The organism is Ralstonia sp. 25mfcol4.1 (assembly GCF_900104095.1).
Lineage (GTDB): Bacteria > Pseudomonadota > Gammaproteobacteria > Burkholderiales > Burkholderiaceae > Cupriavidus.
Window position 1 is genome coordinate 45,292 of record NZ_FNJO01000013.1, and the last position, 15,126, is coordinate 60,417.

Sequence of the window (15,126 nt, forward strand, 5' to 3'; positions counted from 1 at the left end):
CATTATGGTCGAATTCGGTTCGATGGCAAGGGGAACAATCGCAGTAGCAAGTTGCGAGGCATCCGATTCAGGATGACAAATTCATGGAATCAAACACTTACGGGAGCATCCGGACAATCCCTAGTGCTGATCGACGTCTCGGCAGGATTTCGGCGACCAGGCGGAGCATGTGCTATTAAGCGTGGACGTCCAGGCCGATGGGGGCAACCCGACGTGGGACGCGAGCGTGGGTGAGCGTTCAATGCTTGTCACTCTCAGCTCTCGGACTCCTGTCGGGCCCGCTGCGGTTGCCGGGCTGGTGGGGCATATCTTGGCATCGAGGTAGGCGACAATTGCCACCCGCGGCATCCTGGGCTGAAGCCGATCCATTGGACGTTTCCAGGCCAGATCCTGTCGGGCCCGCAGCGGCTGCCGGGCCGGTGCTGGCGGCGCGATCCTCGCATCGCGGCCCACAATCCGCTGGCCAAAGTCCCGACGCTAATCCTTGAGGATGGCCAAGCCCTGTACGACAGCCGGGTCATTTGCGAATACCTGGCGAGCCGCGGGCGGGCGCCCCACTTCTTTCCCCCGCAGGTCCTGCCAGATGGACTGCCTTGAGCCGCAAAGCGCCCGGCGATGGGCTCCTCGACGCCGCGCTCCTCGCGCGTTACGAAAGAACAGCGCGCCCCCGAAGAGGTCCAGTGGCGCACTTGGCGCGAAGCACTACTCATAAAAGTCTGCGCCTGCCCCGATGCCATCGACAGCATCGCATCAGACCTAGTGGTACATCAGCCCACCATCAGCGAGATCACGATCGGCTGCGCGCTGGGATACCTGGACTTTCGGTCTCCCGAACTCGAATGGCGCTCCCGACATCGCAATGCCGCACGCTGGAACGAGGAGTTCCAAACGCTGCCCGCCATGCAGGCTACCCGCCCCCATGAAGGCTAAAAAAGGTTAGTACGTGAACAAAAAGATCACCATCTGTTTTCTGAACGGTCCAATCGCGAATCTGTCTACGCCGGCCCCGATGAGTCGGCGAACCACGATCTCGACCCGCTTCGATTAGCCGGTGGCACCAAGTCCACACGGACTGCACCTATTTGATGTCGCATGCAGGCAAACGAGTCTTTCTCATCGAACACCCGCACCAACTGTGCGCGGCCTGGGGCGGTCCATTGGCATCGACGCTCGAAGCCGATGGCCAGATCAAAAAATAATTCGCCAACATAATCAATGGCTTACCGTTAAATCCCAACTGTGAAACTGCCCATGCCCTGCCAGTGGCCTGCTCCTTGCATATAACTTTGCTATGTCAACTGTCGACAGCCGACAGTAAGCAAGATGTCCCTAGCGTCGTGCCTTCCAACCAGCAAGGATCATGAAACCCATGGGCAACACTGTCTCCGCTATTCCGCTCCATTCCGTGTCTTCCGCTGAGCGGCAAGTCCGTGAAGACCTGGCCGCAGCGTATCGGTTGGTCGCGTTGTACGGCATGGACGACAGCATCTACACCCACATTTCGGCGCGGGTCCCTGGTGCGCACGACCGGTTCCTCATCAATCCGTTCGGCACGCTGTTCCGTGATATCACCGCGTCTTCGCTGGTCTGCATTGACCTTGACGGCAACATCATCAGTGCCCCGCCGGGCTGCGACGTCAATCCCGCCGGTTTCACCATCCACAGCGCCGTGCACGCGGCACGACACGACGCGGCCTGCGTCCTGCATACGCATACCGTGGCAGGCGTTGCGGTGTCGTCGCTGGCGTGTGGGTTGCAACCCGCCAACCAGTGGGCCCTGCAATTTCACGATCGCGTGGCCTATCACGACTTCGAGGGCATCGCGCTCGACCTAGAGGAACGCGAGCGGCTTGTTGCCGATCTGGGCCCACACAAGCGCGCGCTGATCCTGCGCAATCACGGCCTGCTAACGCTGGGCCGTAGCGTGGCCGAAGCCTTCATCCTGATGCACAACCTGGAACGCGCCTGCCGCGTGCAGGTCGCCATCCAATCAACTGGCCAGCCCACCTCTGTGGTGCCTGCCGAGGTCTGCGAACGCACGGCTCGCCAGTACGAAAGTGGCGACACCAATCGCCTGCCCGGCGCCCCCGATCCGTACGCACGGGAATGGCGCGCCCTGGTGCAGCGCCTGTCGCCGCAGACGGAAGCGTCGTACCGCGCCTAGGCGCACCGCGCCGCATGTCGCGCGGCGCCCGAATTCATCGATCAAGTAAAACACCGCGCCCGTCGCGCCGTGCGGGACGCGTTCGCCCTGCCACTTCGCATCACAGAAATTCTGCCCCCAGGAGAGATTTGTCATGAACCGTCGCGAACTGATGAAGTTGGGTGCCGCCGCAGGTGGCTTGTCGCTGGCCGGTGTGCCATTCCACGTGCTCGCACAGGGCAAGAAAGGCGGCGTGATTAACGCGCTGGTGCAGCCGGAGCCGTCGGGCCTGATGATAGGCATCACGCAGAACGCCCCAACGCAACTGGTCTCGGGCAACATCTACGAAGGCCTGCTGCGCTATTCCGAAAAGATCGAGCCCCTCCCCTCGCTGGCCACGTCCTGGACCATAAGCCCGGACGGCACGCTCTACACGTTCAAGCTCAAGCGCAACGTGACATGGCATGACGGCAAACCGTTCACATCCGCCGACGTGGTGTTCTCCGCCGATGTCTTCCTCCGCAAGACCCACGCCCGCCTGCGCGCGAACCTGGCTGCCGTGGAATCAATCCGCGCGGTGGATCCGTATACGGCGGAATTCAAGCTCAAGTATCCATTTGGCCCGTTCCTCAATATCTTCGAAGTGGGGTCAATGCCGATGGTGCCCAAGCACATCTACGAAGGTACGGACTTCCTGACCAACCCCGCCAATGCCCGGCCCATCGGCACGGGTCCGCTCAAGTTCAAGGAATGGGTGCGCGGTTCGTACATCCAACTCGTGCGCAACGATCAGTACCACGAGCCGGACGTACCACTGGTTGACGCGGTTTATTTCCACGTGATTCCCGATGCCGCAGCGCGGGCCGCCGCCTTTGAATCGGGCAAGGTCGACCTGGTGCCAGGCGGCACGGTCGAGTATTTCGATGTGCCGCGGCTCGCCAAACTGCCGGGCGTGCAGACCTCGACCAAAGGCTGGGAATTCTTCGCTCCGCATTCCTGGTTGTGGGTTAACCACCGCAAGGGCGTGATGGGCAACGTGAAATTCCGCCAGGCGATGGCGTTCGCGATCGACCGCGATGCCATTGCCAAGGTCGCGTGGCAAGGCTATGCAAAGACCGCCACCGGGCCCTTCAACAGCCACATCAAGTTCTACAGCACCGATGTCGCCAAGTATCCGCGCGATCTCGCCAAGGCCAAACAGCTACTGGCCGAATCCGGCTATAAGGGCGAAACGCTGCGCCTGCTGCCCCTACCCTACGGCGAGACGTGGACGCGTTCGGCGGAAATCGTGCGGCAGAACCTGCAGCAGGCCGGCATCAAGATCGAGATGACGCCAACTGACGTCGCCGGCTGGATCGAACGGCTGAACAAATGGGACTACGACCTAGCGTTCACGTACGTCTACCAGTATGGCGATCCGGCGCTTGGCGTCGCGCGCAACTATACGTCCGACAACATCGCCCAGGGCTCGCCGTTCAACAACGTCGAAGGCTATCGCAATCCGAAGGTGGACGAATTGTTCGCAGCGGGTTCGCGCGAGCTCGATCCAGCCAAGCGCGCCGAGATCTACAAGGCCGTGCAGAAGATCCTGCTCGACGAAATGCCGGTGGTGTGGATGCACGAGCTGAACTTCCCGACGCTGTTCCGCACGCGGCTGAACAACCCGATCAGCTCAGGCATCGGCCTCAACGACAGCCTTGGTCGAGCATGGATGGCTTGACGGCGCGCACACCCGTACCTCGTTTGGAGTTCCGTCATGAGTCGTACCCAGCGTATGTTCAGCCGGCTTGTCCAGGGTGTCTTCGCCATCCTGGTCATTGCCACCGTCAACTTCCTGCTCATCCGTGCCGCCCCTGGCGATCCGGTCTCGGTAATGGCGGGCGAGGCGGGCGCCTCCGATCCGCAATTCGTCGCCCAACTGCGCGCGCAATTCGGTCTCGATGACCCGTTGCCTGTGCAGCTCGGCAACTATCTGTCGCACGTCGCCAAGCTCGACCTCGGGTTCTCGTACCGCCAGCAGCAGCCGGTGTTGGACCTCATCGTCCAGCGGTTGCCAGCCACGCTGCTGCTGACAGGAACGGCCTTCGTACTGTCGGTGCTGTTCGGCGTGGCGCTGGGTGCGTGGGCCAGCCGGCGCGCCGGCGGCCTGACGGACAACGCCATCACCACGTTCGCATTGCTGTTCTATGCCACCCCGTTGTACTGGCTGGCGATGATGGCAGTGCTGCTGTTCTCTGTGCAGCTCGAATGGCTGCCCGCTTTTGGCTATTTCACCGTGGGCGCGGACCTGCACGGCCTGGCGCGCGTAGCCGATATCGCGCAGCACCTGATCCTGCCGTCTTTGACGCTGGCGCTGTTCTACATGGCGGTCTACGCACGCATGACACGCGCATCGATGCTGGAGGTGGCGCAGATGGATTTCGTGAAGACCGCCCGCGCCAAGGGGCTGCGTCCGGGCCGCATCCAGCGCGCGCATATTCTTCGCAATGCCCTGCTGCCCGTGGTCACGCTGGCCGGCATCCAGGCCGGCGGGATGATCGGTGGTGCGGTGCTCACCGAAACGGTGTTTGCCTGGCCAGGCATTGGCCGCCTGATGTTCGACGCCCTGCTGCAACGCGATTACAACCTGCTGCTCGGCTGCTTCCTGGTCACCGCCGCCATGGCCGTGGTGTTCAACCTGATCACGGACTTCGTCTACACACTGGTCGATCCGCGTATCGAGATGCAATGACAACCATGAAAACCAACCAATCCTTCTGGCGGCGCTTCTGCCACAACAAGGCTGCACTGCTAGGCCTGGCGGTCATGGCCGCGGTGGCGGTATTGGCGCTCTTCGGACCCCTGATGGCTGGCAACGACCCATGGGACATGGTGCAGCAACCGTTCCTGCATCCGATGCAGGAACCTGGCTTCGCGCTGGGCACGGACACCATGGGACGCGACATCCTGGCGGGCGTGATTCACGGTGCGCGCGTATCGCTGCTGATCGGCCTGGTATCCACGCTCGTCTCGCTGCTGATTGGCGTGACGCTCGGCGCGGTGTCCGGATACTTCGGCGGCTGGATCGATGCGGCATTGATGCGCTTTACGGAAATCTTCCAGTCGGTGCCCAGCTTCGCCCTGGCGCTGGTACTGGTGGCGATCTTCGAGCCGTCGATCCTGTCGATCGTCGTGGCGATTGCGATCGTGTCCTGGCCGCCGGTCGCCCGGCTGGTGCGCAGCGAGTTCCTTACCCTCCGCCAGCGCGATTTCGTGGCAGCGGCGCAGCTGGCGGGACAGTCGACCCTGCGGATTATCGTGACGCAGATCCTGCCGAACGCCATGTCGCCTATCGTCGTCATGGCCTCGCTGATGGTGGCTACGGCCATCCTGCTGGAATCGAGCCTGAGCTTCCTTGGGCTGGGCGACCCGAATCACATGAGCTGGGGCTACATGGTGGGGTCCGCTCGCACGGTGCTGCGCCAGGCGTGGTGGATGGCCGTGTTTCCCGGCGTGGCCATCCTGCTGACGGTCCTGGCGCTGAACATGGTCGGCGAAGGACTTAACGATGCGCTCAACACGCGCCTGCGCGGAAAGGGACGGTGAACCATGACTGAAAACGCCAAGCAAGATACCGCACCGGTACTGGATATCCGCGGACTCAGCATCCGGCTGCCGGCGGGCGGTGACCGCGCCCTGGCAGTCACCGAAGCCTCGCTGACGCTGCATGCTGGCCAGACGCTGTGCGTGGTCGGCGAATCCGGCTCGGGCAAGTCGATGATCGCCAATGCCGTGATGGGGCTGCTGCCGCGCCCGCACGTCGAGCCCGTGGCTGGAGACATTCTGCTCGATGGGCAGAACCTGCTTACGCTGGGCGAGCCGGAACTGCGTCGCCTGCGCGGCCAGCAGATCGCCATGATCTTTCAGGAGCCGATGACGGCGCTCAATCCGGTCATGCGCATCGGCGAGCAACTGGCCGAAGTGTTCGACGCGCACCTGAACCTCGGTGCGGCGGAAAAGCGGCAGCGCATCGTGGCAGCGCTGGCCGACGTGGGCCTGCCCGACCCGGATCTCATCTACGACAGCTTTCCGTTCCGCCTTTCAGGCGGACAGCGACAACGTGTGATGATCGCCTGCGCAATGATTCTGCAGCCCAGGCTGTTGATTGCCGACGAACCCACTACGGCGCTGGACGTCACAACGCAGGCGCAGATTCTGACGCTGATTCGCGACCTGCAGCGCAAGTGCGGCATGGCCGTGCTGTTTATCACGCACGACTTCGGCGTCGTCTCAGAGATCGCCGATCAGGTGGTGGTGATGCAGACCGGCCAAGTGGTGGAAGCCGGGCCGGCCGCCAGCGTGCTCGGCGCGCCGCAGCACCCCTACACGCGCAAGCTGCTAGCGGCCATCCCGGGCGGCAAGATTCGTCAACCGCAGCCCGATGCCGCAAACGCTGAATACCACCGCATCCTCCATGTACAAGACCTGTGCAAGACCTATCGCACCGGCGGTAGTCTGTTCCGGCGCGGCCGCGAAGTACCGGCCGCGCGCAACATCAATCTCGAATTGATGCGCGGCCAGACGCTGGGACTGGTTGGCGAATCGGGTTCGGGAAAATCAACACTGGGCCGATGCATCACCGGCCTCGCCTCTTTCGACAGCGGGCGTATCGTGTTCAACGGCCGCAACCTGCCGCAAGGCGGCAGCCTGGTGCAACGCTCCGGCGGCAAGATCCAGATGGTGTTCCAGGATCCGTATGCATCGCTGAATCCGCGGCACCGCATCGGCGCAGCCATTGCTTCCGGGCCCATTGCCCAGGGCGTGCCACGGGCCGAGGCCATGGCGCGAACGCTTTCGCTACTTGCACTGGTTGGGTTGGGACCGGAGGCGGCTGATCGTTATCCGCATGAATTCTCAGGTGGCCAGCGCCAACGCATCGGCATCGCCCGTGCGCTGGCCATGCAACCCGCGTTGCTGGTGGCGGACGAACCTGTCTCCGCCCTGGACGTCTCTGTGCAGGCGCAGGTGCTTGAACTGTTCGCCAAGGTGCGCGAGGAGTTCAAACTGGCAATGGTCTTCATCACACACGACCTACGCGTGGCCGCGCAGATGTGCGACCAGATCGCCGTCATGCAACGTGGCGAAGTGGTGGAATATGGCGATACGGCACGCGTGCTCGGGGATCCGCAGAACGCCTATACACGCAAGCTGATTGACGCAATTCCAAAACTGTCGCGCGAAGCGCATCCTGTGCAAGCCGCACCAGACGCGTCCCATGCGGTCCATTGTCACGGCAGCGCGTGGGAGGCTGGCTCCGAAGCGTACGCACCGCCCGCGCCAGCGATGGCGGCCCGTGCAGGAGGCTACGCATGAGCGCCCGGCACCTCGGGACCGCATCGAAGAAGCGCCGGTGCGTAGCACTCTTGAGCAGTGTGCTGGACATGTCTTACCTGGCGCCGGCCTTCCGTCAGGTCATGCCTGACGTGGACCTGCGCTTCGGTACCGACCTTGGCGCGCTGGCCGACGTGGACGCTGCCGTGTGCTGGTATCCCCCACCAAATGTGCTGGCCAGCATGCCCCATCTCAAACTTGTGCAGTCAGTGGGCGCCGGCATCGATCATTTGCACACGGACCCGCATCTGCCACAGACGCCGGCGCTTTGCCGGATCGTGGACACCGACATGGCTGGCACCATGACCGCCTACGTGACGTGGGCGGTCATCCACAGACAGCGATGCATGGGCCACTATCTGGAAAGCGCGGCCGGCGCGCAGTGGCAAGAACAACCCATTGTGCCACCCGGCCGTCATGGCGTTGGCATTGCCGGGCTCGGTACGCTAGGCGTGGCTTGCGCCCAGGCCTTGCGCGCCATTGGCTATCGCGTACGCGGGTGGAGCCGCTCCGCCAAGGCGGATCTGCCTGAGGGCATTGAATCATTCCACGGCCCCGAAGAGCTGGACAGCTTCCTGCAAGGGTGCGACACGCTCGTGTGCCTGCTGCCCCTTACGCCCCAGACGCAAGGCTTCCTGAACGCCGAACTGTTTCGACGCTTGCCCAATGGCGCTCACCTCGTCAACGTCGGGCGCGGCAGCCATCTGGTTGAAGCCGATCTGCTGCACGCGCTGGGAGACGGCACGCTCAGTTCCGCCACGCTCGACGCGTTCTCCCAGGAGCCGTTGCCATCCGAGCATCCTTTCTGGCGTCATCCCCGCATTACCGTCACGCCGCATATCGCGGCGCGTACCGAAGCCATCGCGATTGCGCGGCAAACGCGTGACAACCTTGACGCCCTGGAGCGCGGCGCACGTCCCGCCGCCGCCGTGAATCTCAACCTTGGATATTGAGCCCTGCCCCACCATGAACGCCGCCCTGCCTCCGCACATCGAAACCAGCAAGCCGCCCGCCGACCTGGCCAGCGAGGATATCGCCGCGCATTTGCATCCGTTCACAAACCTCGCTGCGCATCCTGAAGTGGGTCCGCTGGTTATCACGCGTGGCGACGGCATCCACGTCGAGGACGACCAGGGCCGCCGCTATCTCGAGGCCATGTCGGGCCTGTGGTGCGCATCGCTCGGCTTCAGCCACACGCGCGTCATCGAAGCGGGTGTGGCCGCGCTGCGCGAGCTGCCGTACTACCACACGTTCAATCACCGCTCGAATCCCAACGTCATTCGCCTGGCAGAGAAGCTGCTGTCGCTGGCACCGGTGCCAATGTCGAAGGTGTTCTTCGCGAACTCCGGCTCCGAAGCCAACGACACCGCCGTGAAGCTGGTCTGGTATTACCACAATGCCATCGGCCAGCCGCGCAAGAAAAAGATCATCGCCCGCGCCAATGCCTACCACGGTGTGACGGTTGCCGCCGCGAGCCTGAGCGGCCTGCCCAGCAACCATCGGGACTTCGATCTGCCGATCGACCGCATCCTGCGCACGGCCTGCCCGCACCACTATCGCGGCGCGCAGCCCGGTGAAAGCGAGCGCGACTACTCGCGCCGCCTCGCGCGCGAGCTTGACGCCCAGATCGAGTCCGAAGGACCAGACACCGTCGCGGCGTTCATCGCGGAACCGGTCATGGGCGCTGGTGGCGTCATCGTTCCGCCCGAAGGCTATTTCGAGGAGATTCAGGCGGTACTTCGACGGCACGATGTGCTGCTGATCGCCGACGAAGTGATCTGTGGCTTCTGCCGAACGGGCGAGATGTTCGGCTCAACGAAATTCGGCATGCAGCCTGACATCCTGACTACGGCGAAGGCGCTTTCGTCGGGGTATCTGCCCATCTCAGCCGTGATGGTGTCGGAGACGATCCACGCGGCGATTGCTGCCAATAGCGGCAAGATCGGGACCTTCGGCCATGGCTTCACCTATTCCGGTCATCCGGTCACCGCAGCCGTGGCATTGGAAACGCTGCGCGTGTATGAGGACGACCAGATACTGGCACACGTGCAAGCCATCGCGCCGCATTTCCAGCAACGCCTGCGCACGTTTTCCGGCCATCGCTACGTGGGCGAAGCGCGTGGCGTGGGGCTGCTAGGTGCCGTGGAACTGGCGCGCGACCCGGCCCAGCGCCAGTCGTTCGACCCGGCCCTCAAGGCGGGGCCGCGTTTGGCGCAGCTCGCACAACAGCACGGCCTCATCGTGCGTGCGATGGGCGACACGCTGGCGTTCTGCCCGCCCCTGATCATCACGCAGTCCCAGGTCGATGATCTGTTCGAGCGATTCGACCGCGCCATGGCCGACTTTACGCGAGAGATGGATGCATGAGCCATTTGCCGGCTTCCGCCATCGCACACACGCAAGCCGTCAACGCCCGCCGGCAGGGCGTGGCGCTATTTTTTTGCGCGCTGGTGTGCTTTGCATGCTACGACGCGTTCTGCAAATGGATGCTGCAGGACCTGCCCGCGCCGCTGATGAACCTGACGCGCTATATCAGCGTCAGCACCATCGCCATGCTGTGGCTGCTGCAGGCCGGCAAGCTTCGCATATGGCGCACGCCATGCAAGGGGCGACTCCTGGTTCGCGGCCTGGCGCTCGGCATTGTGGCAACGTGCTTTATGGCGGCGCTGGTGACCATGCCGCTGGCCGAAGCCACCGCGATCTATTTCACGGCGCCGCTGATGATGGTGGCATTGTCACCAGCGCTGCTCGGCGAGACCGTGGGGCGCACGCAGTGGTGCGCGGTGCTGGCTGGCTTTGCCGGGATGCTGCTGATTGTGCGGCCCGGCGGCAATCTGCCGCTGGTGGGCACCGTGCTGATGGTGATCTCGGCGGTCTGCTACGCCTTGTTCCAGTTGCTGACGCGTCAACTGGCAGGCAAGGTCTCAGGCGCCGTGATGTACGGCTGGACGGCACTCGTGTGTCTGATGCTTACGGGCATTCCCGCGTTGCTGATGCTGCCGCAAACGTTGCCGCCGTGGCCCACGCTCCTGCTGATATTCGCGGGCGGCGCTTGCAGCGGAGTGGCCCAATTGCTGCTGCTGGCGGCATTCCGGCGTGTCACCGCATCCACCCTGGCGCCACTCAACTATTTCCAGCTGCTGCTGGCAGTGCTGATCAGCACTTTTGTGTTCCACAGGCCGCCCGACGTTATCGCCCTGGCCGGCATCGGCATGATCATGCTCTCCGGCGGCTACCTGGCCCTGTGCAGCCAGCCGACATCCCTTTCGAGGAAATCTCATGTCTAGCCTTTCCAACGCCATGTCTTCCAGTTCTCCGTTTGCGTCGATCGAAGCCATCGACCTGGTTGCGGCCGTCGAGGCGCAGCTGACGCAAGCGATTATCGAAGGCCGCCTGCCTCCAGGCAGCCGCATCGTCGAGGCCGACATCGCGCGGCGGATGAACGTAAGCCGCGCGCCAGTGCGTGAAGCCGCACGACGCTTGGAGCGTCAGGGCGTGCTGGTGGCCAAGCCGCGCCACGGCTTTGCCGTGCGCACCGTAACGGTCCGGGAAATCGATGATCTGTTCCAGGTGCGGTTGAACATGGAACTGATGGCAGCATCGCTAGCGTGCGCGCAAGCCTCGGACGCGGGCCTCGACCAGCTGATCGCGATGGTCGACGACATGGTTCGCGATGCCGAATCGCTGCCTCAGATCGAGCGGGTGGCGCGCGATCTCGCGTTTCATACGGCCATCTGCGAGCTTTCCGGCAACGCATACCTGCATCGTGTGTTCTCCCAGATGCTGACGGAAATCCGCATGGTCGTGGCAGTGATTGACAGCGTCTATCACGACCCCCGGGCAGTGGCCGAAACACACCGGCCAATTGCCATGGCGCTGCGCACCCGGGATGTCGATGCCACCACCTCCGCCCTGCGATTTCATATCGAGGACGGCTGGAAGCACGTTCGCAATGTTTTCATGACCAAGCATGGTGCCGACCAGGCGCCCACCATGGAGTCTGTCCTGTGAAAGTCGTCTACAGCCACGAGCACATCGATCACGACCCGCGCGCATTTATCGTACGCGGCCGCATGAAGCGCAGTAACGAGCAGCCCGAACGCGCCGAACGGTTGCTTGCCGCCGTGCGCGCGGACGGGTACGACGTCATTGCGCCCGATGACCATGGCCCCGGCCCCCGTGCGGCCATCCACACGCCCGAATACCTGCGCTTCCTGGAGACTGTCTACGATCGCTGGCAATTGCTGCCCGATGCCTCCGAGGAGGTGCTGCCCAACATTCACCCCTTCCCAGGCCAGCCATGCACCTATCCCGAGAGCGTGGTGGGCCAGGCCGGCTATCACATGGGCGACGCGGCTTGCTCGATTGGCCCCCACACCTGGCGGGCGGCGATGGGCGCCGCAAACTCGGCAGTGCATGCTGCCGAACTGGTGCTGGGCGGCGAACGCGCCGCGTATGCGCTGTGCCGCCCGCCTGGGCACCATGCCTACGCGGATCGCGCCAATGGCTTCTGTTACCTGAACAACAGCGCCATTGCGGCCCAGCACTTGCGGCGTGTGCATGACCGCGTGGCGATCCTCGATATCGACATGCACCATGGCAACGGCACCCAAGGCATTTTCTACCGTCGCAGCGATGTGCTGACGATTTCTCTGCACGGCGATCCGCATCTGTTTACGCCGTTCTTCACCGGCCACGCGCACGAGCGCGGCGATGGCGAAGGGCTTGGCTACAACATCAACGTGCCACTGGCCAAAGGCACGGGCGATGATGCCTACCTCGCTGCGCTCGCGCGCGTGATGGAGACATTGCGCTCCTACGCGCCCGGGGCGCTCGTCGTCGCGCTCGGGCTGGATGCGCATGAACGTGACCCGTATCAGGCCCTGGCGGTCACTACGCCCGGCTTTGCACGCATCACCGCCGAGATTGCCCGGCTCGGGCTTCCCACCGTACTCGTGCAGGAAGGCGGCTATCTGTCAGAGGATCTCGGGCCAAACCTGTCCAGCGCCCTGCGCGGCTTCGTGAGCGCGGCATGAGTGCGGTCATCATTGCACCCGCCGAGTGTGGGCATGCAAAGGCCCCGGCATCGGCAGTGCTGAACGCCACCTCGCCCGCTGCGCCGCTGGAATGGGCGCATGCGTTGCTGGCGCGTCATTGGGGCATGTCGGGCGAATTGCGCGCACTGACAGGCGAGCGCGACCGCAACTTCCTGCTGACGCCGGCCGGCGATGCGGCGCAGCCGCGCTACATGCTAAAGATCTCCCACCCGGCCGAAACCCCGCTCGTGGCGGACTTTCAGACGCGGGCGCTACTGCATATCGAACGCAGCGACCACACCCTGCCAGTGCAGCGCGTCCTGCCGACAACCAGGGGCGAGGCCTCGGTGCTGGCCCAGGCGCCCGATGGCAGCATGCGAGTGACGCGTCTGTTCAGCTATCTGGAAGGCGAGCCGCTACCGAAGGCGCGACGGTCCACGGCGCAGGCCACGGCGTTGGCAACCACGCTGGCACGGCTGGATCTGGCGCTACGCGATTTCCGTCATCCGGCCGGCGCATTGGAGTTGCCGTGGGACATCCAGCGTGCCGACAGTGTCGCTCCGCTGCTTGACAGCATCGCCGATCCCGCGCGGCACGCGCTGGCGCAACGGGCACTGGACCGCTTCGTCAGGCATGTGAAGCCCCGGCTGCATGCCTTGCGCACACAGCCCGTCCACAACGACTTCAACATCTTCAACCTGCTGGTGGACCCGCACGATCACGATCGCATCGCGGGAATTCTCGATTTTGGCGACATGGTGCATGCGCCACTGGTCAACGACCTCGCGGTGGCTGCGGCCTATCAGGTTGATGCCGATGGCGACACGCTCGATGCGCTGTCGCGCTTTGTGGCCGCCTATCACGCGGTGTTGCCACTGGAGCCGCAGGAAGTGGAACTGCTGTTCGACCTGGTACAGGCGCGCCTGTTGATGGTGGTGGCCATCAGCGGCTGGCGCGCGGCGCGCGAACCGGCCAACGCCGATTACCTGCTGCGCAACAACGCCATCTCGTGGGCACGGCTGGCCGCCTGCGATGCAATCGACCGTCAACGCGCCATTGCGGCGCTTTTTGCGCGAGTGCGCGCCTGACCGAGGACCCGGGCATGTCCAACGATTCCCGCAACGAGACCCTGCAGGCACGTCGAGCTCGATTGCTCGGGCCGGCCTATCGGCTCTTCTACGAAGAACCACTGCACATCGTGCGCGGCGATGGGGCGTGGCTGCATGACGCCGACGGCCGCCGCTATCTCGACGCCTACAATAACGTGGCTGCCGTGGGCCATTGCCATCCGCATGTCGTGGATGCCATTTCGCGCCAGGCTGCCGTCCTCAATACGCATACGCGGTACCTGCACGAGGCCGTGCTGGACTACGCCGAGCGCCTGCTGGCGACGATGCCCCCTGATCTAGGGCATGCCATGTTCACCTGCACCGGCAGCGAGGCCAATGACCTGGCCATGCGTATCGCGCGTGCATGCACGGGGAACGACGGACTCATCGTCACGGGCTTTGCCTATCATGGCGTCACTGAATCAATCGCCGTGGCATCGCCGTCGCTGGGGCAGTACATCACGCTCGGCCGGCATGTGAGAACGGTACCCGCCCCCGATAGCTATCACGTGCCGCCCGAGCAAATCGGTGCGACGTTTGCAGCCGGGGTGCGCGCCGCGATCGACGATTTGCGCGCGAATGACATGCGCCCTGCGGCTTTGCTGGTTGACACTGTATTCTCCAGCGACGGCATCTACACCGACCCGCCCGGGTTTCTGCGCGATGCCGTGGATGCCGTGCGTGCGGCAGGCGGCCTGTTCATTGCTGACGAAGTGCAGCCCGGTCTGGGCCGTACCGGCGACGCATTCTGGGGATTCCAGCGACATAGTTTGGTGCCTGACATCGTGACCATGGGCAAGCCCCTGGGTAACGGTCATCCACTGGCCGGGCTTGCGGTACGCCCCGACGTGCTGGCACCCTTTGCACGTCAATGCCGCTACTTCAACACGTTCGGCGGCAACCCGGTATCCATGGCGGCAGGCATGGCTGTCCTGGACGTCATCGAGCGCGAGCAGCTTGGTGCCAACGTACGCAAGGTGGGGGAGCACCTACGCACACGTCTGCGGCAACTTGCCGAGCGCGACGCGCGCATTGGCGACGTCCGTGGTGCCGGCCTGTTCGTGGGAGTGGAACTGGTCGACGATACGCGAAAGACCCCGGCCACTGCGTTTGCGCAACGCGTGGTCAATACCATGCGGCGCGAGGGCGTTCTGCTAAACGCCACTGGCCCGCATGTGAACATTCTCAAGATCCGTCCACCGATGGTCTTCAGCGAGGCGCAGGCTGACCTGCTGACCGATACCCTGAGTAGGGCGCTGGAGTTGGCCTCGACCACCTCCTGATATCTACGGGGCAGTGGTGGTCAGATCTAGAAGTCTGCTCAGTCCAGGTTGGGATTCTGTCTGGTGCCTTTCTTGAAACGAGCGTCGGACGTACACGAACTCGTTCCGAACGCATCGCGCCATCCGAGAGGTAGATCGCCGATTACCACACCACGACTGCGGGCCATGCTGCGGTGCTTCCGCAC

At 63.7% G+C, this 15,126-nt stretch carries 14 protein-coding genes; all 14 read left to right on the forward strand.

Annotated elements, in window-relative coordinates:
• Positions 1 to 408: 408 nt before the first annotated feature.
• The 14 genes from BLQ58_RS29535 to BLQ58_RS21260 all read left to right on the forward strand — a co-directional run bounded on the left by BLQ58_RS29535 (position 409) and on the right by BLQ58_RS21260 (position 14,941).
• Complete coding sequence (locus BLQ58_RS29535; protein WP_302847657.1) at positions 409 to 597, forward strand: glutathione S-transferase N-terminal domain-containing protein; 189 nt, start codon at positions 409 to 411, stop codon at positions 595 to 597.
• 18 nt (positions 598 to 615) lie between these two features.
• Positions 616 to 930 (forward strand): glutathione S-transferase C-terminal domain-containing protein, encoded by a 315-nt coding sequence (locus BLQ58_RS29540; RefSeq protein ID WP_254776039.1) that lies wholly within the window; start codon positions 616 to 618, stop codon positions 928 to 930.
• Positions 931 to 1,360: 430 nt separating this feature from the next.
• Positions 1,361 to 2,164 carry a class II aldolase/adducin family protein gene (locus BLQ58_RS21205; RefSeq protein WP_092601817.1) on the forward strand — a complete coding sequence of 268 codons (804 nt, stop codon included), beginning with the start codon at positions 1,361 to 1,363 and terminating at the stop codon, positions 2,162 to 2,164.
• Positions 2,165 to 2,297: 133 nt separating this feature from the next.
• A complete protein-coding gene (locus BLQ58_RS21210) occupies positions 2,298 to 3,863 on the forward strand; it encodes an ABC transporter substrate-binding protein (protein WP_092601819.1) in 1,566 nt (521 codons plus the stop codon).
• Positions 3,864 to 3,899: 36 nt separating this feature from the next.
• Complete coding sequence (locus BLQ58_RS21215; RefSeq protein ID WP_092601821.1) at positions 3,900 to 4,874, forward strand: ABC transporter permease; 975 nt, start codon at positions 3,900 to 3,902, stop codon at positions 4,872 to 4,874.
• Positions 4,871 to 5,728, forward strand: coding sequence for an ABC transporter permease (locus tag BLQ58_RS21220; RefSeq protein WP_092601823.1), 858 nt, complete (start codon positions 4,871 to 4,873; stop codon positions 5,726 to 5,728). The genes BLQ58_RS21215 and BLQ58_RS21220 overlap by 4 nt, the downstream gene beginning before the upstream one ends.
• 3 nt (positions 5,729 to 5,731) lie before the next feature.
• The gene (locus BLQ58_RS21225; RefSeq protein WP_092601825.1) at positions 5,732 to 7,495 is read left to right on the forward strand and encodes an ABC transporter ATP-binding protein; all 1,764 of its coding nucleotides are present in this window, start codon (positions 5,732 to 5,734) and stop codon (positions 7,493 to 7,495) included.
• A 68-nt stretch (positions 7,496 to 7,563) separates the two neighbouring features.
• Complete coding sequence (locus BLQ58_RS21230) at positions 7,564 to 8,466, forward strand: 2-hydroxyacid dehydrogenase (RefSeq protein ID WP_254776040.1); 903 nt, start codon at positions 7,564 to 7,566, stop codon at positions 8,464 to 8,466.
• Between the two features lie 13 nt (positions 8,467 to 8,479).
• Positions 8,480 to 9,880 (forward strand): aspartate aminotransferase family protein, encoded by a 1,401-nt coding sequence (locus BLQ58_RS21235; protein ID WP_092601830.1) that lies wholly within the window; start codon positions 8,480 to 8,482, stop codon positions 9,878 to 9,880.
• Entirely contained in the window at positions 9,877 to 10,800 is a 924-nt protein-coding gene (locus BLQ58_RS21240) for a DMT family transporter (RefSeq protein ID WP_092601832.1), read from the forward strand. The genes BLQ58_RS21235 and BLQ58_RS21240 overlap by 4 nt, the downstream gene beginning before the upstream one ends.
• Positions 10,793 to 11,524, forward strand: coding sequence for a GntR family transcriptional regulator (locus tag BLQ58_RS21245; protein WP_092601834.1), 732 nt, complete (start codon positions 10,793 to 10,795; stop codon positions 11,522 to 11,524). Before BLQ58_RS21240 ends, BLQ58_RS21245 begins: the two co-directional genes overlap by 8 nt.
• On the forward strand, positions 11,521 to 12,549 hold the full coding sequence (locus BLQ58_RS21250) for a histone deacetylase family protein (RefSeq protein WP_092601836.1): 1,029 nt from the start codon (positions 11,521 to 11,523) through the stop codon (positions 12,547 to 12,549). The genes BLQ58_RS21245 and BLQ58_RS21250 overlap by 4 nt, the downstream gene beginning before the upstream one ends.
• Positions 12,546 to 13,637 carry a phosphotransferase gene (locus BLQ58_RS21255; protein ID WP_092601838.1) on the forward strand — a complete coding sequence of 364 codons (1,092 nt, stop codon included), beginning with the start codon at positions 12,546 to 12,548 and terminating at the stop codon, positions 13,635 to 13,637. The genes BLQ58_RS21250 and BLQ58_RS21255 overlap by 4 nt, the downstream gene beginning before the upstream one ends.
• 14 nt (positions 13,638 to 13,651) lie before the next feature.
• On the forward strand, positions 13,652 to 14,941 hold the full coding sequence (locus BLQ58_RS21260; RefSeq protein ID WP_092601840.1) for an aspartate aminotransferase family protein: 1,290 nt from the start codon (positions 13,652 to 13,654) through the stop codon (positions 14,939 to 14,941).
• Positions 14,942 to 15,126 lie beyond the last annotated feature (185 nt).

Bases quoted from the DNA above. Each gene is read 5' to 3' on its own strand.
- BLQ58_RS29540 (WP_254776039.1), top strand. From the start codon at position 616: ATGGGCTCCTCGACGCCGCGCTCCTCGCGCGTTACGAAAGAACAGCGC.
- BLQ58_RS21205 (WP_092601817.1), top strand. From the start codon at position 1,361: ATGAAACCCATGGGCAACACTGTCTCCGCTATTCCGCTCCATTCCGTG.
- BLQ58_RS21210 (WP_092601819.1), top strand. From the start codon at position 2,298: ATGAACCGTCGCGAACTGATGAAGTTGGGTGCCGCCGCAGGTGGCTTG.
- BLQ58_RS21215 (WP_092601821.1), top strand. From the start codon at position 3,900: ATGAGTCGTACCCAGCGTATGTTCAGCCGGCTTGTCCAGGGTGTCTTC.
- BLQ58_RS21220 (WP_092601823.1), top strand. From the start codon at position 4,871: ATGACAACCATGAAAACCAACCAATCCTTCTGGCGGCGCTTCTGCCAC.
- BLQ58_RS21225 (WP_092601825.1), top strand. From the start codon at position 5,732: ATGACTGAAAACGCCAAGCAAGATACCGCACCGGTACTGGATATCCGC.
- BLQ58_RS21230 (WP_254776040.1), top strand. From the start codon at position 7,564: ATGTCTTACCTGGCGCCGGCCTTCCGTCAGGTCATGCCTGACGTGGAC.
- BLQ58_RS21235 (WP_092601830.1), top strand. From the start codon at position 8,480: ATGAACGCCGCCCTGCCTCCGCACATCGAAACCAGCAAGCCGCCCGCC.
- BLQ58_RS21240 (WP_092601832.1), top strand. From the start codon at position 9,877: ATGAGCCATTTGCCGGCTTCCGCCATCGCACACACGCAAGCCGTCAAC.
- BLQ58_RS21245 (WP_092601834.1), top strand. From the start codon at position 10,793: ATGTCTAGCCTTTCCAACGCCATGTCTTCCAGTTCTCCGTTTGCGTCG.
- BLQ58_RS21255 (WP_092601838.1), top strand. From the start codon at position 12,546: ATGAGTGCGGTCATCATTGCACCCGCCGAGTGTGGGCATGCAAAGGCC.
- BLQ58_RS21260 (WP_092601840.1), top strand. From the start codon at position 13,652: ATGTCCAACGATTCCCGCAACGAGACCCTGCAGGCACGTCGAGCTCGA.